This is a genomic window from Planosporangium mesophilum (genome assembly GCF_016863255.1).
Lineage (GTDB): Bacteria > Actinomycetota > Actinomycetes > Mycobacteriales > Micromonosporaceae > Planosporangium > Planosporangium mesophilum.
This window is the reverse complement of record NZ_BOON01000022.1, coordinates 12,802-36,851: the sequence shown is the minus strand read 5'-3', so window position 1 is coordinate 36,851 and position 24,050 is coordinate 12,802. Positions and strand designations below refer to the sequence as shown.

Genomic DNA, 24,050 nt, shown 5'->3' with positions numbered 1-24,050 from the left:
AGCCGGGACGATCACACTGGCGCACCATGAGATCCCGGCTACCGGTACGCCTCCGTGGGCGCCGCGCGGCACTGTGGCTCGCGCTGGGCGCGGTGGCCGCCGGCGCTGTGGCGGTCACGACCGTCGCGTACGCCGATCGCGGCACACCGGCGGCGAACGCGTCGCCGACGGTACGGGTACGGCGGGGCGTGGTCGAGCTGACCGCGTCGGCCGCCGGCACCGTGCAGGCCGCGCAGACCCGGGGGCTGAGCTTCAGCACCGGCGGTGTGGTGACCGAGATCGACGTGAAGCCGGGAGACTCGGTGACCGCCAGCCAGGTGCTCGCCCGCATGGACGCCTCGGCCGTCCAGGACGAGGTCAACGCGGCCCAGGCCGGCGTGGACTCGGCGGTCGACGCGCTGACCCGCGCGGAGCAGACCGCCACGCCCGGGGCGTCGACCTGCCAGGCGGCGCTCGCGGCCTATACCAACCACGCCGAGGCCGTCAGCCCGGCTCCGGTGAGCCCGTCGACGTCGGTCGGCCCGTCCGCCACTCCGTCGCCGCCAGCTGAGCCGAGCAGCACCCGATCCGAGCCCGGCGCGCCGCTCCCCTCCGGTGCGCCGGCCCGGCCGAGTGGTCGGCCCGCCGCACCGGGCGGCGGGCCGACCCCGACGGGTGGCGGGGGGCGCCCCTGCACCGGCCCGGCCGCCGGATCCGGCTCCTCCGCCGGCCGCGCCGGATCCGGCGACAGCCTGCTGTCGGCGCAGCAACAGCTCACCAACGCCCGGCTGGCGCTGCGGCTGGCCCAGGACAAGCTGGCGGGTACGACCATCACGGCGCCGGTGGCCGGCCGGGTGCTGTCCGTCGCCGGTACGGTCGGCGCCGACCAGACGCCGGGCGCCAGTGGGTTCATCGTCCTCGGCGAGGTCGCCGACACCGTGGTGCGGGCCGGGTTCTCCGAGGCCGACGTCGCACACCTGGCCGTGGGCCAGCCCGCCACCGTCACGCTGCCCAACCGCGACGGGATCCAGGTCACGGGCAAGGTCTCGCAGATCGACCCGGCCGGCACGACCTCGGGCCGGCTGGTCCGCTACGGCGTACTGGTGGCCTTCGACGAGGTACCGGCCGATCTGTTGCTCGGTCAGAGCGCCGACGTCGCGGTGGTGACCGCGTCCGCCTCCGACGTCCTGTACGCCCCCTCGGCGGCGGTCCACCCGTCATCCGACAGCAGCAACAGCGCCACGGTGACCGTCCGCGACGGCGGGCACGACGTGCACCGGACCGTCTCCGTCGGGCTGCGCGGTGACCAGTACACCGAGATCCGATCCGGCCTCCAGGAAGGCGATGAGCTGGTCGTCACCGGCTGACAGCGACCACGGTCAGCACTTTCCCAGATTGCTGTCAGCCACTGTGCAGGTCGAACCGATAGAACCTACGGAGTGTCAGGCACGAGGCGAGCGACATTGACGGATCACACCGGCCGGGTACTCGTCGTCGACGACGAGGCCAACATCTGCGCACTGCTGTCCGCGACCCTGCGACTGACCGGCTACGACGTCCGCGTCGCCGGTGCCGGCCGCGAGGCGCTGCTGGCCGCCGCCGAGTTCGACCCCGATCTCGTCGTCCTCGACGTGATGCTGCCCGATCTCGACGGCTTCGAGGTGGCCCAGCGGCTGCGGGCCAACGGCAAGCCGGTACCCGTCCTGTTCCTGACCGCGCGGGACGCGGTGGAGGACCGGATCTCGGGGCTCGCGGCCGGCGGCGACGACTACGTCACCAAGCCGTTCAACCTGGAAGAGGTCGTCCTGCGGATCCGCGCGATCCTGCGGCGCAGCCGGGCGGGGTCGCAGCCGGCCGCTGACAACGGCTCGCTGGGCTACGCCGACCTCGAACTCGACGACGAGGCGCACGAGGTGCGCCGGAGCGGCAAGCTGATCGAGCTCTCGCCCACGGAGTTCAACCTGCTCAGGTACCTGCTGATCAATGCGGGCCGGGTGGTCAGCAAGGCGCAGATCCTGGACCGGGTGTGGAACTACGACTTCGGCGGCGACGGCCGGATCGTGGAGTCCTACGTCTACTACCTCCGCCGCAAGGTCGACAAGTTCGACCCGCCGTTGATCCACACCGTCCGCGGCGTCGGGTACTCGCTGCGACTGCCACGGGACGATGAGTCGTAGCTTGCGGCCCTGGCAGCGGTGGACCCTGCTGCGCCGCATGGTTGTCACCACGGCCATTCTCGCCGCGGTCGCCCTGGTCGTCGCCGACGTCGCCGGACTGGCCCTGCTGCACTCGCAGCTCGTCGGGCGGGTCGACGCCCAACTCAGGCTCCAGGCGCGCGCCGTGTCCCGGCTGAACCTGCTTCCGCCGCGCGGCGAGAACCGGGCGCTGCGAGCCGGGGCGGGCTTCGGCAGCTCATCGCGGGTGTACCTGTACAACGCCGACGGCACCCTCCGGTCCGCCTCCCCGGCCACCTCGGCGGACGAGCCGCAGCTGGGCGGGTTCGCCGCGCTGAAGGCCAAGGCCGGCGCCCGCCCGTACACCGTCGACGGTACCGAGGGCGCCTGGCGGGTGATGGTCGTCGCGGTCGCGAACGGCCAGGGCTACGCGGCGCACGCGGTGTCCCTGCACGCCATCGAGGTCACCGAACAGACGCTGATCCTCGTGGACACGGCGGTCACCGGGCTGGTGCTGGTGCTGATCGCGCTCGCCGCCGCGGCGGTGGTCCGCATCGGGCTGCGCCCGCTGACCCGGATGGAACAGATCGCGACCGAGATCGCCGGTGGCGACCTGTCGCGGCGGGTGCCCGACACCGACCCCCATACCGAACCCGGACGGCTGGGCACCGCGCTCAACACCATGCTGGTGCGCATCGAGGCGGCGCTGGCCGACCGTACCGCCTCCGAACGGCGGCTGCGTCAGTTCCTCGCCGACGCCTCCCATGAACTCCGCACGCCGCTGACCTCCATCCAAGGCTTCGCTCAGCTGTACCGGCGCGGCGGCGCCCCGCCCGGACCCGCCCTGGACGAGGCCATGAGCCGCATCGAGGCCGAGGCCAGCCGGATGCGGCTACTCGTCAACGACCTGCTGCTGCTGGCCCGCCTCGACGAGGAACGCCCCCTGCAGCGGCATCCGGTCGACCTGCTCGCCGTCGCCGCCGACGCCGTCCGCGACGCCCACGTCCGCGTACCCACCCGCTACGTCCGCCTCGCCGCCCTCGACGACACCCGCGACACCTTCGAACCCGTCACCGTCACCGGCGACGAACCCCGCATCCGCCAGGTCGTCACCAACCTCCTGGCCAACGCCCTGCAGCACACCCCCGACACGGCCGGCGTCACCATCCGCATCGGCCGCGCCGGCGACGCCCCGGTCCAGGGTGAACCGGTGGCAGCCGTCGGTACGACCCCGGCCGCCAACGGATCGGCCGCCGTCATCGAGGTCGCCGACACCGGGCCCGGCATGGCCGGAGACGAGGCCCGCCACGTCTTCGAGCGCCTCTACCGCGCCGACCCCAGCCGGTCGCGCCGCCACGGCGGCGCCGGCCTCGGCCTGGCCATCGTGGCCGCCATCGTCACCGCCCACGACGGCCGGGTCGAGTTGCACACCGGCCCCGGTACCGGCGCCCGCTTCCGCGTCCTGTTACCGGCTCCGGCGGACTGCCCACAGAACTCTCCAGTCCCGGACTCTCCGCTCCCAGCCAGTTATGAGGAAACCCCAACGGCGCTCTGAGGGGTGATCGGCACCATGGCCGCCATGTCCCTTGCCGCCGTGCCCCTCTGGCGACGCCTGCCGTCACCCTTGCGACGGCTGCGACTACGCCGGCCAGCGCTGGTCCTCAACGCCGTACTGGTACTGCTGCTGGCGGTCGCCGCGGTCCTGTCCTACCGCACGGTCTCCGCCGCTGACCCGGCGGCGTCGGCGTCGGGTACGGCGAGCCGGGTGGTGCCGGTGACCCAGGGACCGGTGACCGCGTCGGTGTCGGCCACCGGCACGGTGCAGAGCGCATCGACGGCGGCCGCCAACTTCGTCACCGGAGGCACGGTCACCGAGATCGACGTCAAGGTGGGTGACGCGGTGACGGCCGACCAGGTACTGGCCAAAGTCAGCCCCACGGCGGCGCAGGAGCAGCTCAGCGCGGCACAGGCCAACCTGGCCTCCGCTCAGCAGAGCCTGGCCCGGGCGCATTCGGCCGCACCGCCGGACCCGGCGCCGATCGCCTCCGCGCAGGCGCAGGTCACGCAGGCACAGAACGCGGTCAACTCGGCCCAGCGGGCGGTCGACGGTACGACCCTGACCGCACCGATGGCGGGTACGGTGATCGCCGTCAACGGTACGGTCGGCGGCTCCTCGGGCGGATCATCCGGCTCGTCGGGCGGTTCCGGTAGCGGCTCCGGCAGCGGTTCAGGCTCCGCGTCGGGCGGTTCCGGCAGTGGCAACACGGGAAGCGGCGGTTCGGGAAGCGGCAGCGCGGGCGGGGCCAACGGCGGTTCGGGAAGCGGCAGCGCGGGCGGGGCCAACGGCGGCTCGGGAAGCTCCGCCGCCGCGTCGACCGGATCCGCGACGACCGGCTTCATCCGCATCGCCGACCTGTCCAAGATGCAGGTCTCGGCGTCCTTCGCGGAGGCGGACGCGACGAAGCTGAAGACCGGCCAGGTGGCGAACGTGACCTGGGCGGCCCTGTCCGGCACCCGCGTCACCGGCAAGGTGTCGACGATCTCGCCGACCGCCACCACCCAGAACAGCGTCAACTCGTACGCGGTGACCGTCGACCTCGACTCGCTGCCCGACGGGGTCCGCATCGGGCAGACCGTGACCGTCCTGGTGACCGTCGCCCAGTCCGCCGACGATGCGGTACGGGTACCCGCGGCCGCCGTGCGCGGCACCGGCCAGCGGCACACCGTTGACGTCGTGACCGCCGACGGCAAACGGGAGACCCGGCAGGTCGAGGTGGGCGTCCAGGGCGACCAGTTCGTGGAGGTCACCTCGGGGCTGGATCCGGGTGAGCAGGTCGCGCTCACGCTGCCGACCAGTACCGGCACCGGCGCCGGTGGCGGCAACGGCCGGTTCGGCGGCGGCGGTCTCAACGGCGGCGGTTTCCCGGGCGCCGGCACCGGCGGCGGGGGCAACCGAGGCGGCGGAGCTACCGGCGGCGGTAGCCGGACCGGCGGTGCCGGATGACCGCTGTCCCCGATCCCGCGCTCCCCCACCCCGTACTCGACGTGCGGAACCTCGTGAAGGTCTACGGCGCGGGCGAGACACAGGTACGCGCGTTGCGCGGGGTCAGCCTCACCGTCGAGCGGGGCGACTACGTGGCGATCATGGGCTCGTCCGGATCGGGCAAGTCGACCCTGATGAACATCCTCGGCTGCCTGGACATCCCGACCAGCGGGCGGTACCTGCTCGATGGCGTCGACGTCAGCCGCCTCGACGACCGCCAACTGGCCCTGGTCCGCAACCGGCGCATCGGCTTCGTGTTCCAGGCCTTCAACCTCATCCCCCGGATGACCGCGCTGTCCAACGTGGAGCTTCCGTTGGCGTACGCGGGGATGAAGGCCGCCGAGCGCCGCCACCGGGCCCTCGCGGCGCTGGGCGCCGTGGGGCTGGCCGACCGGGCCGGTCACGAGCCCAACCAGCTCTCCGGCGGCCAGCAGCAGCGGGTCGCGGTGGCGCGGGCCCTGGTCACCGCGCCGGCGCTGGTCCTGGCCGACGAGCCGACGGGCAACCTCGACACCCGCTCCTCCGAGGACGTGCTGGCGGTGCTCGACCGGCTCAACCGCAGCGGCCGCACGATCGTGCTGATCACCCACGAGGCCGACGTGGCCGCCCACGCCAGGCGGCTGATCCGGCTGGTTGACGGGGAGATCGTGCACGACGAGGTCCTGCGCCGCGACGAGGTGCTGCCCCGCGACGCGAGCGCGGCGGTGTCCGGATGAACCCGGTCGAGACGGTCCGCTTCGCCGTACGGGGCGTGCTGGCCAACAAGCTGCGCTCGGGGCTGACGGTCCTCGGCATCCTCATCGGTGTCGCCGCGGTGATCCTGCTCGTGGCGGTCGGAAACGGCTCGTCCCGGGCGATCCAGCAGAGCATCGAACGGCTGGGTACCAACACGCTGACCGTGAGCAGCGGCGGGGTACGGCAGGCGACGAGCGCCGTCCAGAACACGGCGCTGACGCCCGACCTGGTCGACGCGCTGACCGACCGGAACGCGGCCCCCGACGTCAAGAGCGTCTCGCCGGTCGTGACCAGCTCACCCGACGCCGCGTACGAGGGCGTCGACCACACGTTCGGGCAGTTCATCGGCACCACCCCGGCCTACCTGTCGGCCGCCAACAACACGGTCGCCAGCGGTACGCCGTTCACCCCCGACGACGTCAAGGAGGCCCGGCGGGTCGTGGTCCTCGGCTCGACCGCCGCCGCGGCGCTGTTCGACCGGGAGGACCCCGTCGGCAAGCAGCTCACCGTCTCGGGCACGCTGTTCACCGTCGTCGGGGTCCTGGCCGACAAGGGCGGTACGGGCTTCAACGACCCCAACGACATCGCCATCGCGCCGATCACCGCCGTACAGCAGTCATTGACCGGCTACGGCCCGCTCAACCAGTTGCTGGTCCAGGCCACCGGGCCGGACGCGGTCGACGCGGCCCAGGCCGAGGTGAGCGCGATCCTCAACCAGAAGCTACACGTCACCAACCCGGCCAGCCCGCCGTACCGCATTCTCAACCAGTCCCAACTGCTGTCGGCCCGCCAGGACAGCGCGAAGACGTTCACCGTGCTGCTCGGCGCGGTCGCGGCGATCAGCCTGCTGGTCGGCGGCATCGGCATCACCAACATCATGATGGTGACGGTCACGGAACGCACCCGCGAGATCGGCATCCGCAAGGCGCTCGGGGCGCCCAGACGTGCCATCCTCACCCAGTTCCTGGTCGAGGCCACGGTACTGAGCCTCATCGGCGGGCTGCTGGGCGTCGCCGCCGCGGTGGCGGGCAGCCAGTTCACCATCGTCGGCATCAAGCCCGTCATCGTGCCCGCCTCGGTGGCGCTCGCGCTCGGCGTGTCCGTCGCGATCGGGCTGTTCTTCGGCAGCTACCCGGCCAGCCGGGCGGCGGGACTTCGACCGATCGAGGCGCTTCGTTATGAGTGAGGACACGATCCCGTTGGACAGCCCCGGACGGCACGCCGTGTACGACACGGTCGAACTGCACTCGCCCGTTGACCCCGTCGACCCTGTCGACGCCGTTGACCTTGCCAGCGACCCGTTCGCCGACGATCTGAGCGACCAACTGGCGGCGCGGGCACCGCGCCGGTACGCCACGCGTACCACGGCCGTGCTCGCCGGCCTGGTCCTCGCGGCCGGTGGGTTCCTCGCCGGCGCGCAGGTGCAGAAGCACTTCGGCACGCCGGCGAGCGGGTCGGGTCGCGGCGGCGCGCCGAACTTCGCGGGCGGCGCGTCGAACTTCGCGGGCGGCGCCTTCGGCCAGAACGGCGCGGCCCGCAACGGCGGCGCCCGTACCGGCGCTTCATCGGCCGCCGGCCCGGGCGCCACCACCGGCACCGTCAAGCTGGTCGACGGCACAACGGTGTACGTGCAGACCGCGGACGGCAACGTCGTCACCGTGCGGACCAACGGCTCGACGTCGGTACAGGTCACCAAGGGCGGCGCGCTCAGTGACCTGGCCCCCGGTACGCCGGTGACCGTCGAGGGCTCCCCGGCCGGCGACGGTCTCGTCACCGCGACGAAGGTGACGGGGTCGAGGTAGCCGTCGGGCGTCACCGACGTCGGCGCGGCGTGCGATGCTGGGCCGACCATGAGCGAAGTGGAACGTCGTGACGGGGCGCGGACCGCCGAGTCGCTGGCCGCGAGCGTGCTGCTGCGGGTGCCCGCGGTGACCGACCGGCTGGTGCGCACCATCTACGAGCAGAACCCCGGCTACCTCGAGGTGAACTCGGTTCCGGCGGATGACCTGTGGCAGTCGTGCCACGACAACATCACCCGGGTCCTGCAACTGGTCGCCGGCATGGAGCACCGGCCGGACCGGTCCGCGGTCGACGACTACTTCCACATCGACGACTACTTCGATGCGGCGTACGCGACCGGCCGGCGCCGGGCCGAACAGCGGATGCCGCTGGATGACGTGCTGCGGTCGTTCCGCCTCGGCGGGCGGCTGGTGTGGGAGGCGCTGATCGACGAGGCGCGCGAGCAGGGCATGGTCGACATGGATGCGCTGCTGGACGTGGCGGGCAAGGTGTGGGAGGTCGTCGACAGCACGTCGTCCAGGGTCGCGGTGGCCTATCACAGCGCCGAGCGGCATCTCGTCCGGGCCGACGAACAGCGCAGGGCCGCCCTGTGGGAAGGGCTGCTGCACGGCCGGGCGAAGGACCTGGCGTTCGCCTACGAGGCGGCGAGGACCCTCGGCGTCCCGGTGGACGGGCGGTATGCGGTAGTGGCCGTCGAGGTCCAGGACGAGGACGACCGGGCCGCCACTCTGCTCGAGCGGCGGCTGGCCGGCGCCCGGGTCGACTCGGTCTGGCAGCTGCGTGCGCACACGCTCGTCGGGCTGCTCGCGCTGGGGACCGTGGCCCTGGACGTGGTGCTCGGCGTGCTCCGCGGCGCGGTGCGCACCCCCGCCGGCCTGTCCGGCGTGGTGTCCCGGCTGTCGGATGTGGACGTGGCGTACCGGCAGGCGACGCTCGCCCGGCGGACCCTGCCGGCGGACCGGGTCGAGGTCGCGTCGCTGGCGGAGCGGCTGCCGGAAGCGCTGCTGCTCAGCTCCCCGGAGCTGGCCCGGCAACTCGTCGAGCTGTGGCTGGCGCCCCTGATGACGCTGCCCGCCGCCGAACGCCAACTCCTGCTCGACACCCTGGAGATGTGGGTGGCCGCGGCCGGCTCCATCAGGCGTACCGCCGAGTTGGCGCACTGCCATCGCAACACTGTGCTCAACCGGCTGCACCGGATTCACCAGATCACCGGGCGCGACCTCACCGCCGCCGCCTTCCAGGTCGAACTCGGGCTCGCGCTACGCGCAGCCCGGCTGTTCCCGCCGACCCCGCACGGCTGATCCGCTGACCGCGCCGGCCCATTCGCTGTGCAACGTGCACAACGCGGTTGGGATGAATGTATGCACGCTGGCCATGCCTGCCGGATGTGATCGATGGCACACTGCCTTCCCAGCAATGGTTAACCACGGGTTTCGGAGAGGAAGCCTCCATGGCCGAACTACGCCGTTCGCCGAACGGCCCAGCCGACGGGTCGGCTGACAAACCCGGCGGGCTCGGACGCCGTCGCTTCCTCGGGTACCTCGTCGCCGCGCCCACCCTGGCGGTGGCCGTCAGCTGGGCGGCTGAGGCGACCGACCCGCAGCGGGCCTACGCGTCGGTACCCACGCTGCCCCAGCCGGAGGAGCTGTTCGACCTCGGCGACCTGCAGAACCTCGCCGCCGCACCCACCTCCGGGCTGATCTCGGTCCAGGTGAACACCGACGGCACCGCGTCCTTCGCCGTACCCCGTGCCGAGGTCGGCCAGGGTATGACGACGGCGATCGCGATGATGGTCGCCGAGGAGATGGACCTGCCGCTGGAGAAGGTCTCCGTCACCCTGGCGGACGCGCGTCCCGAACTGATGATGAACCAGCTCACCGGCGGCTCCAACTCGATGCGCAGCATGTACGTCCCGGTCCGCACGGCGGCCGCGATCGCCCGGCAGCGACTGGTCGAGACGGCCGCCGCGCAGTGGGGTGTGGCGGCATCCGGGTTGAGCACCCGAAACGGTGTCGTCACCGGCCCCGGCGGCCGGACCGCGAGCTACGGATCGCTGACGACGGCGGCGGCCAGCCGGCAGACGACCGCGGTCTCCGCCACGCTGAAGTCGCCGTCGACGTTCACGATCCTCGGTAAGCCGCAGAACCGGATCGACGCTCACGACATCGTCACGGGCCGCAAGAAGTTCGGGATGGATCTACAGGTCCCGAACGCCAAGCCGACCATGGTGGCCCGACCGCCGACGATCAACGGCACCGTGGTGTCGGTCAACAACGCCGCCGCCGTCCGGGCCATGCCGGGCATCACCGACGTCGTCGCGATCACCCACGGCGTGGCGGTCCGCGGCGACACCTTCGGCCAGTGCATCGACGCGATCCAGGCGCTCGACGTGACCTGGGGCCCGGGTACGGTCGACCGCGAATCCGACGACACCGTCAAGGCCAAGCTCCGCGCGGCCCAGGTGCCGATGACCGTGCCACCGCTGCTGTCGAAGACGATCGACGCCGAGTTCACCTTCGCGTTCGCCAGCAACAGCCCCCTCGAACCGGACAACGCGATCGCCGACGTCCGGCCGGACCGGGCCGAGATCTGGGCGAGCCTGAAGGTGCCGATCGTCGCCCAGGAGCAGATCGCCGCGCGGCTGGGGCTGCCGGTATCGGCGGTGAAGGTGCACGTCGTCGAGGGTGGCGGCTCGTTCGGCCGGCACCTGTTCCACGACGTGGCGGCCGAGGCGGCCGAGATCTCGCAGAAGATGGGCAAGCCGGTGAAGCTGTCGTGGTCGCGTACCGACAACTTCCGCCAGGGCCGCACCCACCCGATGTCGATCTCCCGGGTCCGGGTGAACTACGCGCTGGGCAACGTGCTCAGCTACGAGCAGCGGCACACCAGCGTCCAGACGGACTTCGGCCACGGGCTCGGCGAGATGATCACCGCGACCGCCGCGCACCTGCCGGTCGGGGGCAACCTCAGCTTCGCCGAGACGATCTTCGAGCTGACCCAGTCCTCCCCGTACAACTTCGGGGTCACTACCCAGGTGCTCAACGAGGTCCCGCTCAAGTTCAACACCGGCAGCATGCGCAACATCTACTCGCCGAACGTGGTGTGCGCGCAGGAACTCGTCGTGGACCAGCTCGCCGCGAAGATGGGCAAGGATCCGGTCCGGTTCCGCCGCGAGTTCCTGCGGGATCAGCGGCTGCTCGCGGTGCTGAACAAGGCGGCCGAGGCCGGCAACTGGGGCAAGCCGATGCCGGCCGGAACCGCCCAGGGCATCGGGCTGCATTCGGAGTACCGGGGCGCGGTGGCGGTACTGGCTGAGATCGACTGCCGGCCGCAGACGGTGAACCGGCCGATCCGCGGTGAGGGCGTGACCGGCCCCCGGGTGACCAGGGCGCTGGTGGTCGTCGATGCCGGCTTCGCCATCAACCCGCGCGGCCTGGAAGCGCAGATGATCGGCGGTGTGCAGGACGCCATCGCACTGGTACTGACCTCCAGCCTGCACGTCAGGAACGGCATTCCGCTGGAAGGCAGCTGGGACAACTACTTCTACACCCGGCAGTGGAACTCGCCGCTGGACCTACGGGTGATCATCATGCCGAACACCAGCGACACCCCCAGTGGCGCCGGAGAACTGGCGGTGGCGCCCGCCGTCGCCGCCATCGCCTGCGCGTACGCCCGGGCCACCGGAGCCATGCCGACCTCTTTCCCGATCAACCACGGCACCCTCGGCTTCGAGCCGCTGCCGCTGGAGCCGTCCACACCGCAGTCGCCCACCGACGGCCTCGACCACACCTTCTAAAGGAACCCGATGCCCAGTCACACTTTCAAGCTCAACGGCAAACAGGTCACCGTCGAAGCCGAGAACAACGTCCGGCTGCTGTGGGTGCTACGCGACCTGCTCGGCGTCACCGGCCCGAAGTACGGGTGCGCGCTGGACGTCTGCAAGGCGTGCACCAGCCACATCAACGGCAAGGCGTTCAATCCGTGCTCGGTGCAGGTGTCCGACATCAAGCCCACCGACGAGATCACCACCATCGAGGGCCTGCCGGCGACCGTCGGCAAGGACCTGCACCCGATGCAGGAGGCCTGGCTGGACTACGACGTCGCCCAGTGCGGCTACTGCCAGCCCGGTCAGATCATGGCCGCCGTCGCCAAGGTCAAGCAGGCCCGTGCGGCGGGGCACGAGGTCAGCGACGCGGACGTCGACGAGCTCCGCAACATCTGCCGGTGCGGCACGTACACCCGCATTCGCGAGGCCATCAAGGCAGGCGCGCGCAAGATGTGACCTGTCGTGGGTCGTGGACGCATGACTCGTCCGCGACCCACGCAGGGCAGCCACTTCAGGGGCGCAGCAGCGTCTTGATCGCCCGGCGTTCGTCCATCGCCGCGTACGCCTCCGCCACCTGGTCCAGCGGCAGTTCGAGGTCGAAGACCCGGCCCGGGTCGATCGTGCCGTTCAGCACGTCGGTGAGCAGTTCGGGCAGGTACGTGCGGACCGGGGCGACCCCACCGGCGACATTGACGTTGCTGCCGAACATCTTCTCGATCGGCAACTCCGGGCCGCCCGCCGGTACGCCGACGTAGCCGACGTACCCGCCCGGCCGGGCCGAGTTCAGTGACTGCTCCATCGACTCCTTGGTGCCGACGCACTCCAGGACCGCGTCCGCGCCGATCCCGCCGAGCAGGTCCTTGACCGAGGCGACGCCCTCCTCGCCGCGCTCGGCGACGATGTCGGTGGCCCCGAACGCCCGCGCCACCGCCTGCCGATCGGCGTGCCGCGACATGGCGATGATCCGCTCGGCGCCCAGCCGGCCGGCGGCCAGGACGGCGCACAGGCCGACCGCACCGTCCCCGACGACCACGACCGTGCTGCCCTTCGTCACCCCGGCCGACACCGCGGCGTGGTGACCGGTACCCATCACGTCGGACAGGGTCAGCAGGCTCGGTACGAGCGCCGGGTCGGGCTGCTCCGGCGTGGCGACCAGCGTGCCGTCGGCCAGCGGTACCCGTACCCGCTCACCCTGACCGGCGTCGCCGGACGATCCGGGTTCGTCGCCGGCGCCCCACCAACCGCCGTTCTGGCACGAGGTGGTGATGCCGTTGCGGCAGTGCGGGCAGGTACCGTCGCTGATCGCGAACGGCGCGATGACGAAGTCTCCGGGCTTCACGGTACGGACCCCGGCCCCGACCTCCTCGACGACGCCCACGAACTCGTGCCCGATCCGGTGCGGCTCGTCGGTGGGGCGCACGCCGCGATAGGGCCACAGGTCGGAGCCGCACACGCAGGAGGCCACGACCCGGACCACCGCGTCGGTCGGGTACCGGACGGCGGGATCCGGTACCTCCTCCAGCCGGATGTCGCGGGGACCGTAGATCATGGTTGCGCGCATGTCGGAGTTCTCCGTCCTGATCGGGTCGGCATCAGCGGCCAATCGCCTTATACCCACCGTAGCGATCATCGTTCCACCGACACGATCCGTGGTCGCCACCAGGTAGGGTTCGATCAAACGACGGCGGTGACGGAGGGACCGATGGTGGGGCGCGAGCGGGCAGGGTGGCGGATCTCCGCCGTACTGCTGGCGCTCGTGCTGGCGTTCGGCGCGGCGATCTGCCGTGCCGCCGACGCCGACCGGCCCGGCCGGCTCGACACCCCCTCGCCGGCGGCCGTCATGGTCGCGGACCCGAGCGGCACCGCCGTCCTGGCCGGCGAGCGGCCGGGGCACCCCCGCCTGATGGCCGGCCGTGGCCACGGCGGTGCGCTGCTGTTCGTACTGGCGCTGGCCGCCCTGCTGGCCGCCCTGCTCCCGCCCGGTGTCCGGTCCCGGACGACGTCGTGGACGTGGACCCTGCCCGCCGCGGTAGGCGCGTCGACCTCGCGTGGGAGAGCCCCACCCTCACGGTGATCGTGGAAAGCTTTCCACGATCACGTTCCTGATGACCTCCGCACTCGGACCCGCCCGTGGGCGCGTCCGACGCTGCGCTTCGCCATCTCCGTGAGGGATTTCATGATCATTCTTTTTGTTCTCACGTTCGCCACCGTCGCCGCCGCTATGTGGCTGTTGGTCGATATGCTCCGCCGCAACGAACCCGCCCTGGGAATGATCGGCCTGATGGTCCTCCAGGCAGCCGGGGTCATGGGAGCGGCGTACGGAGTGCTCAGCCGCGTCTGATCCGTCCCGGTCCGGCGCCGGGCGCCCGGACCGGCCACCACGTGAACTGGAAAGGAATCGCTGTGGACCTTGAGCGCACGCCGCTACCCGGCATCGGGTTGCAGCACGTCTTCACCACCGCCCGCGGACGCCGTGTCGGCGTGGTCTCCCACCGCGATGGCCGGAGGGATCTGGTCATCTACCGCCGCGACGATCCCGACAGCGCCTCGGAGGCGGTGGTACTGAACCCGGAGGAGGCGAACGCGCTGGCCGAACTGCTCGGCGCGGCCCGCATCGTGGAGCGCCTGGCCGAACTGCACCGGCAGGTCGAGGGGCTGGTCAGCGAGCAGATCCCGATCATGGCGGGCTCCGCGTACGACGGACGGAGCCTGGGCGACACCCGCACCCGTACCCGTACCGGCGCATCGATCGTGGCGGTCGTCCGCGACCGGGAGGTCATCGCCAGCCCCCGGCCCGACTTCGTGTTTCGCGCCGGTGACGTGGTCGTGGCGGTGGGGACCGCCGAGGGCACCTCGGCGGTCGCCGCGATCCTGGCTGACGGATAGGAGCGCCCATGCACGGATCCGTGATGCTGATCGAACTGGGCGCGATCATCCTCTGCCTGGGCCTGCTCGGCGCCGTCTCGGTGCGGTTCTCCATCTCCCCCATCCCGCTGTACCTGCTGGCCGGGCTCGCCTTCGGGCAGGGCGGGATCCTGCCGCTGGCCACCAGCGACCAGTTCATCTCCGCGGGCGCCGAGATCGGCGTCATCCTGCTGCTGTTCACCCTCGGCCTGGAGTACACCGCCGGCGAACTGGTCGGCACCCTGCGCTCGTCCGCCGTCGGCGGGTTGATCGACCTGGTCCTGAACGCCGCACCCGGCGTGATCGCGGCGCTCGTACTGGGCTGGGGACCGGTGGCCGCGGTGGCGATGGGCGGCGTCACCTACGTCACCTCGTCCGGGATCACTGCCAAGGTCCTCGGCGATCTGGGCTGGCTCGGTAACCGGGAAACCCCGGCGGTGCTGTCGCTGCTGGTCTTCGAGGACCTCACGATGGCCGTGTACCTGCCGATCCTCACCGCCCTGCTGGCCGGCGCCGGCCTGGTGAGCGGCTCGATCACGCTGGCCGTCTCGGCCCTGACCATCGGGGTGATCCTGCTGGTCGCGCTGCGCTTCGGCTGGGCGGTCGAACGGTTCGTGGCCAGCCCGAGCGACGAAGTGGTCCTGCTCAAGGTCCTGGGCCTGACGGTACTGGTCGCCGGGGTCGCCCAGAAGTTGCAGGTCTCCGCCGCCGTCGGGGCGTTCCTGGTCGGCATCGCGCTGTCCGGCCCCCTCGCGCACACCGCGCGGGAGCTACTCAGCCCGCTGCGGGACCTGTTCGCCGCGGTGTTCTTCGTCTTCTTCGGACTGCACACCAACCCGGGCGACCTGCCTCCGGTCGCCGGGATCGCGGCGCTGCTGGCCGTCGCGGGCATCGGTACCAAGCTCCTCACCGGCTGGATCGCCGCCGCCCGCCTCGGCACCGCCACCACCGGACGGCTCCGGGCCGGTGCGGCGCTCATCCCCCGCGGCGAGTTCAACATCGTCATCGCCGGGCTGGCCGTCGCCGCCGGGGTCAACCCGCGCCTCGGCCCGCTCGCCGCGGCGTACGTGCTGATCCTCGCCGTCGCCGGCCCGCTGCTCGCCCGTGCCGCCGAGCCGCTGGCGCGGCGGCTACGGCGTCGGGACGTGAAGGTGCCCTAGGTTCACGTCCACCCGACGGCAACCACGCCGGTCATCGTGCCGACGTAGGCGCGGTCGTGGGCCAGCGTCGGCGAGGCGAAGTGCGGTACGGGTCCGACGGCGATCCGCTGGCGGACGTCGCCGGTGGCGGGGTTGAGCGCGTACAGGGTTCCGGGCCCGGTGTCCACGGCCCAGACCGCGCCTGCACCGACCACCGGCGAGCCGCCGCCGGACATCACCATCTGCCAGCCGACGGTGATCTTTCCGGCGGCGTCGACCGTGACCGCCCGTACGCCGTCGAAGCAGGGTACGAAGACCGTGTTCCCGCTGACCGCGGCGCCGCCGAAGGCCGGGCAGACGTACGCCTGCGCCACCTGCCCACCGAGGCCGCCCAGGCGGTCGCGCCGCAGCGTGTACCCGACGCCGCGCTTGCCGTTGGCATACACGTAGGAGCCGACGAGGGCCGGCGTCATCGAGCCCAGGTCCGCGTCGGCGGCGTTGTCCTCGACCCAGGTGGTGGGCGTGAACCGGTCGACCAGGCGCAGGTCGCGGTCGAGGGCGATCACCGAGTCGCTGCCGTCGTACCCGGTCTTCGACTCGCCGTTGCCGACCGAGTACAGCAACCGGTCGCCGACCGCGACGCCGCCGCCGGGCGCCCAGATGCCACCCTCACGGGTGGTGGGGATGTGGTAGCTGACCGGTGGGCCGAAGCCGGTGACCGGCAGGGCGACCACCGAGCCCCGGTAGTCGCCGCAGTCGCCCGACAGCCCGCCGTACGGGATGTAGACCCGGCCGCCCATCAGCGTGAGCGCGCCCCGCTGCTGGTGGGCGAGCCGGTCGCCGGTCGGCGGCTCGGCCGCCCGCCGCTGGCGTACCCGGCCCGTCGCGGCGTCCATGCTGACCAGCACGTGCGCGCCCCCGGTCGTCTCGGCCAGCGCGAACACCAGCCGCGTCACCCGGTCGTAGACCATCGTGCTCGTGATCCCCAGTGGGTCGATGTTGCCGCAGGGCAGCTTCGACAGCGGTACCGGGGTCCCGAGGTGCGTCGACCACAGCACCCGCCCGGTGGCCGCGTCCAGCCCGTACACCGTGTCGTTCTCGGTCGCGGCGAAGATCCGGTCCCCCACCACGAGCGGCTGGCCGTAGACCGCGCCGTCCAGCCGGACCTCCCAGTCCCTGCTCAGCGCGCCGAGCGGCGGTAGCCTTGACGCCACCCCGGACCGGCCGTTGTCGCGGTGGTACGTGGTCCAGTCCGTCGCAGCCGCCCGAGGCGGCGGGTCACACGTGGAGACCAGGAGAAACACCGCTGCGACGGCCGCCACCGCAGCGATCAGGGAACGACGCACCGCGGGGAACTCCCCCGCTGCAACCGCCGTAATCGCGCTCCAAGATCGTCACAGCTTCTCGGAAGTCGTGGTCTCAGCCGGGGCCGGAGACCACGACTTCTCGGACGTTGTGCCGGGCTCCCCCGCGCTCCTCTCCAGGAACCGCAGCAGTTCGACCGGGAAGGGCAGGACCAGGGTCGAGTTCTTCTCGGCCGCCACCTCAACGACCGTCTCCAGCAGCCGCAGTTGCAGCGCCGTCGGGGTGTCGGCCATGGTGGCCGCGGCCTGCGCGAGCTTGTGCGACGCCTGCAACTCCCCGTCGGCGGTGATGATGCGGGCCCGCCGCTCCCGTTCGGCCTCGGCCTGCCGCGACATCGAACGCTTCATCGACTCCGGCAACGAGACGTCCTTGATCTCCACCCGGTCGATGTGGACGCCCCAGTCCAGCGCGGGACTGTCGATCATCATCTCCAGGCCCTGGTTGAGCCGCTCCCGGTTGGACAGCAGGTCGTCCAGGTCGCTCTTGCCGATCACCGAACGCAGCGAGGTCTGCGCGACCTGCGACACGGCGAAGCGGTAGTCCTGCACGTTCACGATCGCCCGGACCGGGTCGACGACGTTGAAGTACACCACCGCGTCGACCTTGACCGTCACGTTGTCACGCGTGATGCCGTCCTGCGCCGGCACCGGCAGCGTGACGATCTGCATGTTCACCTTCCGCAGCCGGTCGACCCCCGGCACGACGACGGTGAGACCTGGGCCGCGTACCGCCGACAGCACCCGCCCGAACCGGAAGACGAGGCCCCGCTCGTACTGCTTGACGATCCGGGCGCTCGCAGCGAACCCGCCCGCTCCAAGCGCGAGCGCGGCGATCAGTACATCGAGGACAGTCATGACAAGCTCCCGCCTTTGGAGACCGGTCGCCCTCTATACGCGGATGGTAGCTCGGCGCGTGACGACGCCTGCTCGGTCAGACGGCGGGACAATTCCAGGATGACCGGGCAGGCTTCCGCGAGGCCGTGGTTGGGGCGGACGAACTGGGCCAAGAGCATCCAGACCCCGCTGCGCCAGTTCCTGCGTACCGAGACCGGCAGCGCAGCGGTCCTGCTCACCGCCACGCTGGCCGCCCTGGCGTGGGTGAACCTCCACCCGTCCTCGTACGCGACGGTGTGGCACACCCCGCTGTCGGTGAGCCTGGGCGACTGGTCCGTGTCGCAGGACGCGCGCCACTGGGTCAACAGCGGGCTGATGACGTTCTTCTTCCTGGTGGTGGGGCTGGAGGCGCGCCGCGAGTTCGACATGGGTGAGCTACGCGAACGGCGGCGGGTGACGCTGCCCGTGCTCGCCGGGGTCGGCGGGATGGTGGTACCGGTCGCGATCTACCTCGCGGTCAACGCAGGCCGGCCGTCGGCGCACGGCTGGGGTACCACGATGGCCACCGACACCGCCTTCGCACTGGGCATGCTCGCCCTGGTCGGTCCGCGCTTCCCGGACCGGCTGCGGGCGTTCATGCTCACCGTCAGCGTGGTCGACGACCTCATCGCACTCGCCGTGATCGCGGTCGCCTACAGCCAGCGGGTGCGCGCCCTCGCGCTGCTGGTGGCGCTCGGCATCTTCGTGGTGATCCTGTTCGTCCGCGCCGCGCGGATACGGGCCGGGTTGGTCTACGCGCTGCTGGGGGTGGCCGCCTGGGTCGCCGTGTATGAGTCGGGCATCGACCCGATCGTGGTCGGCTTGGTGATGGGCCTGCTGACGTACGCGTACCCGGCCGCGCGGGACGACCTCGTCCGGGCCAGCGACCTGTTCCGCCTGTTCCGCGAGCAACCCACGCCGCAGCTGGCCCGTACGGCGAGCCTCGGCCTCTCCTCGGCGATCTCCCCCAACGAGCGGCTGGCGCAGCTGTACCACCCGTGGACCAGCTACCTGATCGTGCCGCTGTTCGCGCTCGCCAACGCCGGAATCGCGATCAACGCCGGCTTCCTGACGGCCGCGTTCACCTCACCGATCACGCTCGGCATCGTGCTCGGGTACGTACTGGGCAAGCCGGCCGGCATCCTCGGTACCACCTGGATGGTCAGCCGGCTCAGCCGTGGCCGGCTGCGGCCGCCGGTGGGCTGGGCCGCGGTCGCCGGGGCCGGCACCATCGCCGGCATCGGCTTCACCGTCTCCCTGCTCATCGCCGACCTCGCCTTCAACGGCGTGGCGCTGGAGCAGGCCAAGCTCGGCGTGCTCACCGCCGCGCTGGTCTCCTCGGTACTGACCTGGGTGGTCTTCCGCGCCGCCGCGCTGCTGTCGCCGCCGCGACGCTTCCGCGCGCTGCTCGGTGCGGCCGAACCGATCGTGGACCTCGCGGCCCCGGTCGACCCCGGGCGCGACCACGTCCGCGGGCGCGACGACGCACCGGTCACCCTGGTGGAGTACGGCGACTTCGAGTGCCCGTACTGCGGACAGGCCGAGCCGGTGGTACGGGACCTGCTCACCGGGCACGGCGACGTGCGGTACGTCTGGCGCCACCTCCCGCTCACCGACGTGCACCCGCACGCCCAGCTCGCCGCCGAGGCCTCCGAGGCCGCGGCGGACCAGGGACAGTTCTGGGAGATGCACGCCGTACTGCTGGCGCACCAGGGCGGGCTGACCGCGCGGGACCTCGTCCGGTACGCCCGGGAGCTGGGCCTGGACGTGGAGCGTTTCACCGAGCACCTGCGCGACCGGACCGGCGCGGCCAGGGTCGCGGTCGACGTGGACTCGGCCGACCTGAGCGGGGTCTCCGGTACGCCGACGTTCTTCATCAACGGCCGACGCCACCATGGCGCGTACGACATCGACACGCTCTCGGCCGAGGTGCGGGCGGCCAAGGCGCGGGCCATGGTCTTCCACTCATGATCCCGGGAACTTTTCCGGGTCGGAGCACGGAAGAGTCTCCGCGATCATGAGGAGGAGGGGAAGATCTACAAATGACAGTGACCGAGCAGGGAAAGGGCGCGGTGATCGTCACCGGCGCCAGCCGGGGTATCGGCGCCGCGATCGCCGTCAAGCTGGCCGGGGACGGGTACGGCGTGCTCGTCAACTACGCGCGGGACGCCGACGGCGCCGGGTCGGTGGTCTCCGCGATCAAAGCGGGTGGCGGCCGGGCGGTGGCCGTACGCGCCGACGTGACGGCACCCGACGAGGTCGCGACGATGTTCCAGCGGGCCCGCGACGAGCTGGGTCCGCTGACCGCGCTGGTGAACAACGCCGGGATGCTCGGCGAGGGGGCACGCGTCGACGAGCGGGACGCGGACGAGCTGACCCAGCTGATGCGGGTCAACGTCGTGGGGCCCATGGTCTGCGCCAAGCACGCCGTACGGGCGATGTCGACGGCGCGCGGCGGCGCGGGCGGATCCATCGTCAACGTCGCCTCGGTCGCCGCCCGGACCGGCGGCCTGCCGGGGCTCGTGCCCTACGCGACGACCAAGGGCGCCCTGCTGACGTTCACCCGTGGCCTGGCGAACGAGGTCGGCGCCGAAGGGATCCGCGTCAACAGCGTCTCGCCGGGCATCATCGCCACCGACATGGCGGCGGCGATCCCGGGCGCGGAGGACGCCGCCGGGCGCACCCCGCTCGGTCGCATGGGCCGCTCCGAGGAGGTCGCGGCCACCGTGTCGTGGCTGATCTCGCCCGCGGCGTCGTACGTCACCGGCAGCGACATCACCGTCTCCGGCGGCCGCTGATCGTCGCGCCTCCCCATGATCTGAGAAGGATTCTCCGCGCCCGCTGACCCGGAAAACCCTTAAGGATCATGGAGAGTGGCCGCTAAGGTCACGGCCATGTCGATCGAGGTACCGCTGCGGGATCGGTTACGGGCGGCGCTGCCGGCCGCGATGAAGGCGCGCGACCGCGTCGCCGTAGCGGCGCTGCGCTCGGCACTGGCGGCGATCGACAACGCCGAAGCGGTGGCGGCACCCGCGGTCCGGGGGCTGGCGATCGAGCAGACCCCGGTGGGCGTCGGCGCGGCCGAGACCCCGCGCCGGGTGCTGACGCAGGCAGAGGTGGAAGAGATCGTGCGCACCGAGGTGGCCGAGCGTGAGGCCGCCGCGCGCGACTACGACCGGGCCGGTCGGCCGGAGCACGCCGAGCGGCTACGAGCCGAAGCGGCCGTACTGTCGGGACACCTCCACATTGAGATCCCGCCCGGGTCGCGGTCTTCGCCGACGCCTACGGGATGACCGCGCAACAGCGAGCCGAGTTCGTCCCGTACGCGGTGAGGCGCGCACGCGACAGCCACGCCGGCGCCCGGGCCGCGGCAGCGACCGACCCGGTGTTCCGGCGGCTCTGGGACGAGGGGGTCAAGGACCGGATGCCGCGCGCGGAAGCCTGGTGGGAGAAGAACGCCGCCGCGGTCGCCGCGGCGCTGGGAAACTGACGGGTGGCGCACTCGCGCCGCTGGGCACAGGCTCCGCGACTCACAAACCCCGCTGGCTGGCGATCTCCTCGACCGCGTCCTTGGCGCCCTTGAGGTCGGCGCCGGTGGCGTCCCGGTAACACTTGATGGCCCGGATCTTGTTGCCGGCCTCCAGGTGCCGCACCACCTCGGGAAAGGTCGGCGGCGGCTCGGCGATGTCCAGGTGGTCCATGATGAGTTGAAGCTGGCGTTCGATCGAGGCCAGTTGCCGAGCCTGCTGCGGGTCCGGTCGCCGGTGTGTCAGCAACGGCAACAACACCGCCAGTGCCAGTACCGGCAACAACACCTGCGCCAAGATCCACAGTATGTCCATGTCGACATTGGACCACGGCTGATCATCCGGCGGGTCAGGCGAGCTTCACCCACGGCCCGAGCAGCACGTCGCGGGTAACCTCCAGCTGGCCCCGGTGCTGAGCCAGCTCCTCGTACACGTGGATCAGCGCCCCGCCCTGGGTCCTCGTCAACGCGCCGAGATCCTCCGACGGGGCTCCCCTCGGCGCGGCGAACGGTTCGAGCTCCGCCAGGTCCATCTCAAGCTGCTGCCGGGCGCGGCGGGTGCGATCCACCAGGTCCGCCACCGTACCGGCGGCGCGGAACTCGGCGTCCCGGTCGCGCGTGATCCGGCGCCCCGCGACCACCTGGCCGGCCCAGTACTCCATCACGCCGAGGCAGTGGGTGAGCACCGCGTAGGGAGAGTTGGCGCCCGGCAGGGCGGGCCGCCGGTTCGCCAGGTCGTCGCCGAGTTCGGTCACGATGGCGACCATTCCGTCGAGCGCCTCGTCGACATAGAACAGGTAGTCCTCGACCGAGATCATTGCGCCAGTCTGGCCGACGCACCGGCTCATCGCCACCACGGATGCCGGGGGCTGCCGGTACCACATCTGCCACTGATGCCTCAGCGCGACGGGCCGGCGAGTACGCGTACCGGCTCTCCGGCGAGGAAGGCGGCGATGTCCTCGACGGCGTGCTCGAACCAGATCCGGTACGTGTCCTGCGTGACGTACCCGATGTGCGGGGTGGCCAGGACGTTGTCCAGGCGACGGAGCGGGTGGTCGGGCGGCAGCGGCTCGTCGGCGAAGACGTCGAGGGCCGCGCCGGCGATCCACCGCTCGGCACAGGCGCGCTCCAGGGCCGCCTCGTCGCAGATCGGACCGCGGCTGGTGTTGACCAGCCAGGCGGTGGGCTTCATCCGCCGCAGCTGATCCGCCCCGATCAGCCCGCGGGTGCGCTCGGACAGTACGAGGTGGATCGTGACGAAGTCGGCCTCGGCGAGCAGCTGGTCGAGGGACGCGGCACGTTCGGCGCCCGCCTCTCGGCAGCGCACGTCGGTGAGGTGCTGGCTCCAGGCGAGGACCCGCATGCCGAACGCCTGGGCCACCCGCGCGACCTGCGTGCCGAGCCGGCCCAGGCCGAGTACGCCGAGCGTGCGGCCCCGAAGCTCAGTACCGAGGGTCGTCATCCAGCCACCGGCGCGGACGTTCGCGAGCTCGACGTCGAGCCGCCGGGCGCAGGCCAGCAGCAGCGCCCACGTGAGCTCGGCGGTCGCCAGGCCGGACCCGCCGGTACCACACACGGTGATACCCAGCTCCGGGCACGCCTCGAGATCGATGGCGGCGTTGCGGGCCCCCGTCGTCACGAGCAACCGCAGCCGCGGCAGCCGCTCCAGAGTGGAGCGTGGGAACGGCGTGCGCTCCCGCATCGCGACCACCACGGGGTACTCCTGGAGCGCCTCGACGACCTCGTCCTCGGTCGGCAGGTGTTCCCGGAACACGGTCACGTCGGCCGAACCGGCCAGCGGCGACCAGTCGGCGCTGTCCAGCGCCACCCCCTGGTAGTCGTCGAGAACCGCGACGCGCGCCGGCTTGTCGGTCATGACACCACCCGGGTACCGCCGAAGCCGATGTCCCGCGAGATGGCGTCGGCGGTCGCCACCACGTGCGGGACGACCTCCTCGCGGAGGCTCCGCAACGACACCCTCGCCGCGTTCGCCGACACGTTGATCGCCGCGATGACGGCGCCCGAGGCGTCGCGGACCGGAGCGGCGGCCGACCGTACCCCCTCCTCGCGCTCGCCGTCGACCACCGCGTACCCCTGCTGCCGCACCTGGTCGAGTTCCACGCGCAGGGCGTCGGCGTCGTCGATCGTGTGGGGGGTGAGCTTTCGCAGTTCGGAGCCGTCGAGGTAGGCCTGGAGCTGCTCCGGCGGGAGCGCCGCGAGCAGGACCCGCCCCATCGACGTCGGGTACGCGGGCAGCCGGGACCCGACGCTCAGCGTGATCGACATGCTGCGGGCGGCCGGTACGCGAGCCAGATAGACGATCTCGCCCTCGTCGAGGGTCGCCATCGAGCACGACTCCAGCACCTTGTCGGCGAGGGCCCGCATGTGCGGCTGGGCCCGCTCTGCCACCGGCTGCGAGTTCAGGTACCCGTACCCGAGCCGCAGGACGTGCGGAGTGAGCCGGAACTCACGCCCGACGGCCTCGGCGAAGCCGAGCCGGACGAACGTGAGCAGGATCCGGCGCGCGGTGGCCCGGGTGAGCCCCGTGAGCTGGGCCGCCTCGCTGACCGTAACCGTGGGATGCTCCGCCGAGAACGCCTGGAGAAGCCGGAATGCCTTCTCCACCGAATCGATGACGTCCGGATCCTCTCGCGACATCGCCCCCGCTTTCTCCGCCTGCTCCGGCC

25 protein-coding genes are annotated in these 24,050 nt (G+C 71.7%); 18 read left to right on the top strand and 7 right to left on the bottom strand.

What is annotated here, in order from left to right; all coding sequences use genetic code 11:
• The first annotated feature begins 26 nt into the window (after positions 1 to 26).
• From Pme01_RS12360 to Pme01_RS12315, 10 genes are all read left to right on the top strand, one after another.
• Positions 27 to 1,346, top strand: coding sequence for an efflux RND transporter periplasmic adaptor subunit (locus Pme01_RS12360; protein WP_168115559.1), 1,320 nt, complete (start codon positions 27 to 29; stop codon positions 1,344 to 1,346).
• A 96-nt stretch (positions 1,347 to 1,442) separates the two neighbouring features.
• Positions 1,443 to 2,156, top strand: a complete 714-nt coding sequence (locus Pme01_RS12355; RefSeq protein ID WP_168115560.1) for a response regulator transcription factor — start codon at positions 1,443 to 1,445, stop codon at positions 2,154 to 2,156.
• Entirely contained in the window at positions 2,146 to 3,708 is a 1,563-nt protein-coding gene (locus Pme01_RS12350) for a sensor histidine kinase (protein ID WP_168115561.1), read from the top strand. The genes Pme01_RS12355 and Pme01_RS12350 overlap by 11 nt, the downstream gene beginning before the upstream one ends.
• A 24-nt stretch (positions 3,709 to 3,732) precedes the next feature.
• On the top strand, positions 3,733 to 5,157 hold the full coding sequence (locus Pme01_RS12345) for an efflux RND transporter periplasmic adaptor subunit (protein ID WP_203935575.1): 1,425 nt from the start codon (positions 3,733 to 3,735) through the stop codon (positions 5,155 to 5,157).
• The gene (locus tag Pme01_RS12340) at positions 5,154 to 5,912 is read left to right on the top strand and encodes an ABC transporter ATP-binding protein (RefSeq protein ID WP_168115563.1); all 759 of its coding nucleotides are present in this window, start codon (positions 5,154 to 5,156) and stop codon (positions 5,910 to 5,912) included. Before Pme01_RS12345 ends, Pme01_RS12340 begins: the two co-directional genes overlap by 4 nt.
• On the top strand, positions 5,909 to 7,117 hold the full coding sequence (locus Pme01_RS12335; protein WP_168115564.1) for an ABC transporter permease: 1,209 nt from the start codon (positions 5,909 to 5,911) through the stop codon (positions 7,115 to 7,117). The genes Pme01_RS12340 and Pme01_RS12335 overlap by 4 nt, the downstream gene beginning before the upstream one ends.
• Positions 7,110 to 7,733 carry a DUF5666 domain-containing protein gene (locus tag Pme01_RS12330; RefSeq protein ID WP_239088186.1) on the top strand — a complete coding sequence of 208 codons (624 nt, stop codon included), beginning with the start codon at positions 7,110 to 7,112 and terminating at the stop codon, positions 7,731 to 7,733. Before Pme01_RS12335 ends, Pme01_RS12330 begins: the two co-directional genes overlap by 8 nt.
• A gap of 57 nt (positions 7,734 to 7,790) precedes the next feature.
• A complete protein-coding gene (locus tag Pme01_RS12325) occupies positions 7,791 to 9,032 on the top strand; it encodes a PucR family transcriptional regulator (RefSeq protein ID WP_168115565.1) in 1,242 nt (413 codons plus the stop codon).
• A gap of 149 nt (positions 9,033 to 9,181) precedes the next feature.
• Positions 9,182 to 11,527, top strand: a complete 2,346-nt coding sequence (locus Pme01_RS12320) for a molybdopterin cofactor-binding domain-containing protein (RefSeq protein WP_168115566.1) — start codon at positions 9,182 to 9,184, stop codon at positions 11,525 to 11,527.
• A 9-nt stretch (positions 11,528 to 11,536) separates the two neighbouring features.
• The gene (locus tag Pme01_RS12315) at positions 11,537 to 12,013 is read left to right on the top strand and encodes a (2Fe-2S)-binding protein (RefSeq protein WP_168115567.1); all 477 of its coding nucleotides are present in this window, start codon (positions 11,537 to 11,539) and stop codon (positions 12,011 to 12,013) included.
• A 55-nt stretch (positions 12,014 to 12,068) separates the two neighbouring features.
• On the opposite strand, the gene Pme01_RS12310 is transcribed toward Pme01_RS12315, so the two are convergent.
• Positions 12,069 to 13,118 (bottom strand): zinc-dependent alcohol dehydrogenase family protein, encoded by a 1,050-nt coding sequence (locus tag Pme01_RS12310; protein WP_168115568.1) that lies wholly within the window; start codon positions 13,116 to 13,118, stop codon positions 12,069 to 12,071.
• Positions 13,119 to 13,259: 141 nt separating this feature from the next.
• Between Pme01_RS12310 and Pme01_RS12305 the strand changes: the two genes are divergently transcribed.
• The 4 genes from Pme01_RS12305 (at position 13,260) to Pme01_RS12290 (ending at position 15,621) form a co-directional block, all read left to right on the top strand.
• On the top strand, positions 13,260 to 13,631 hold the full coding sequence (locus tag Pme01_RS12305) for a hypothetical protein (protein ID WP_168115569.1): 372 nt from the start codon (positions 13,260 to 13,262) through the stop codon (positions 13,629 to 13,631).
• Between the two features lie 90 nt (positions 13,632 to 13,721).
• Positions 13,722 to 13,898 (top strand): hypothetical protein, encoded by a 177-nt coding sequence (locus Pme01_RS12300; RefSeq protein WP_168115570.1) that lies wholly within the window; start codon positions 13,722 to 13,724, stop codon positions 13,896 to 13,898.
• A gap of 56 nt (positions 13,899 to 13,954) precedes the next feature.
• Positions 13,955 to 14,443 carry a cation:proton antiporter regulatory subunit gene (locus Pme01_RS12295; RefSeq protein ID WP_203935581.1) on the top strand — a complete coding sequence of 163 codons (489 nt, stop codon included), beginning with the start codon at positions 13,955 to 13,957 and terminating at the stop codon, positions 14,441 to 14,443.
• 8 nt (positions 14,444 to 14,451) lie between these two features.
• Positions 14,452 to 15,621, top strand: coding sequence for a cation:proton antiporter (locus tag Pme01_RS12290; protein ID WP_168115572.1), 1,170 nt, complete (start codon positions 14,452 to 14,454; stop codon positions 15,619 to 15,621).
• A 2-nt stretch (positions 15,622 to 15,623) separates the two neighbouring features.
• Here the strand turns inward: Pme01_RS12290 and Pme01_RS12285 are convergent, their stop codons facing one another.
• Entirely contained in the window at positions 15,624 to 16,946 is a 1,323-nt protein-coding gene (locus Pme01_RS12285; RefSeq protein ID WP_168115573.1) for an outer membrane protein assembly factor BamB family protein, read from the bottom strand.
• A gap of 48 nt (positions 16,947 to 16,994) precedes the next feature.
• The gene (locus tag Pme01_RS12280; protein WP_168115574.1) at positions 16,995 to 17,819 is read right to left on the bottom strand and encodes a slipin family protein; all 825 of its coding nucleotides are present in this window, start codon (positions 17,817 to 17,819) and stop codon (positions 16,995 to 16,997) included.
• Between the two features lie 99 nt (positions 17,820 to 17,918).
• Between Pme01_RS12280 and nhaA the strand changes: the two genes are divergently transcribed.
• The 4 genes from nhaA (at position 17,919) to Pme01_RS12260 (ending at position 21,327) form a co-directional block, all read left to right on the top strand.
• A complete protein-coding gene (gene nhaA, locus Pme01_RS12275; RefSeq protein WP_168115575.1) occupies positions 17,919 to 19,808 on the top strand; it encodes a Na+/H+ antiporter NhaA in 1,890 nt (629 codons plus the stop codon).
• Between the two features lie 71 nt (positions 19,809 to 19,879).
• Positions 19,880 to 20,635: an SDR family NAD(P)-dependent oxidoreductase gene (locus Pme01_RS12270; protein WP_168115576.1), complete on the top strand. Its 756-nt coding sequence runs from the start codon at positions 19,880 to 19,882 to the stop codon at positions 20,633 to 20,635.
• A 96-nt stretch (positions 20,636 to 20,731) separates the two neighbouring features.
• A complete protein-coding gene (locus tag Pme01_RS12265; RefSeq protein WP_168115577.1) occupies positions 20,732 to 21,130 on the top strand; it encodes a GatB/YqeY domain-containing protein in 399 nt (132 codons plus the stop codon).
• Positions 21,127 to 21,327, top strand: a complete 201-nt coding sequence (locus Pme01_RS12260; RefSeq protein WP_168115578.1) for a hypothetical protein — start codon at positions 21,127 to 21,129, stop codon at positions 21,325 to 21,327. Before Pme01_RS12265 ends, Pme01_RS12260 begins: the two co-directional genes overlap by 4 nt.
• Positions 21,328 to 21,367: 40 nt before the next feature.
• Here the strand turns inward: Pme01_RS12260 and Pme01_RS12255 are convergent, their stop codons facing one another.
• The 4 genes from Pme01_RS12255 to Pme01_RS12240 form a co-directional block, all read right to left on the bottom strand.
• Positions 21,368 to 21,679, bottom strand: a complete 312-nt coding sequence (locus tag Pme01_RS12255; RefSeq protein ID WP_168115579.1) for a hypothetical protein — start codon at positions 21,677 to 21,679, stop codon at positions 21,368 to 21,370.
• A 34-nt stretch (positions 21,680 to 21,713) separates the two neighbouring features.
• Positions 21,714 to 22,181 carry a mycothiol transferase gene (locus Pme01_RS12250; RefSeq protein ID WP_168115580.1) on the bottom strand — a complete coding sequence of 156 codons (468 nt, stop codon included), beginning with the start codon at positions 22,179 to 22,181 and terminating at the stop codon, positions 21,714 to 21,716.
• An 80-nt stretch (positions 22,182 to 22,261) separates the two neighbouring features.
• Positions 22,262 to 23,239: a D-2-hydroxyacid dehydrogenase family protein gene (locus Pme01_RS12245; RefSeq protein WP_168115581.1), complete on the bottom strand. Its 978-nt coding sequence runs from the start codon at positions 23,237 to 23,239 to the stop codon at positions 22,262 to 22,264.
• Positions 23,236 to 24,021, bottom strand: a complete 786-nt coding sequence (locus Pme01_RS12240; protein WP_168115582.1) for an IclR family transcriptional regulator domain-containing protein — start codon at positions 24,019 to 24,021, stop codon at positions 23,236 to 23,238. The genes Pme01_RS12245 and Pme01_RS12240 overlap by 4 nt, the downstream gene beginning before the upstream one ends.
• Positions 24,022 to 24,050: the final 29 nt, after the last annotated feature.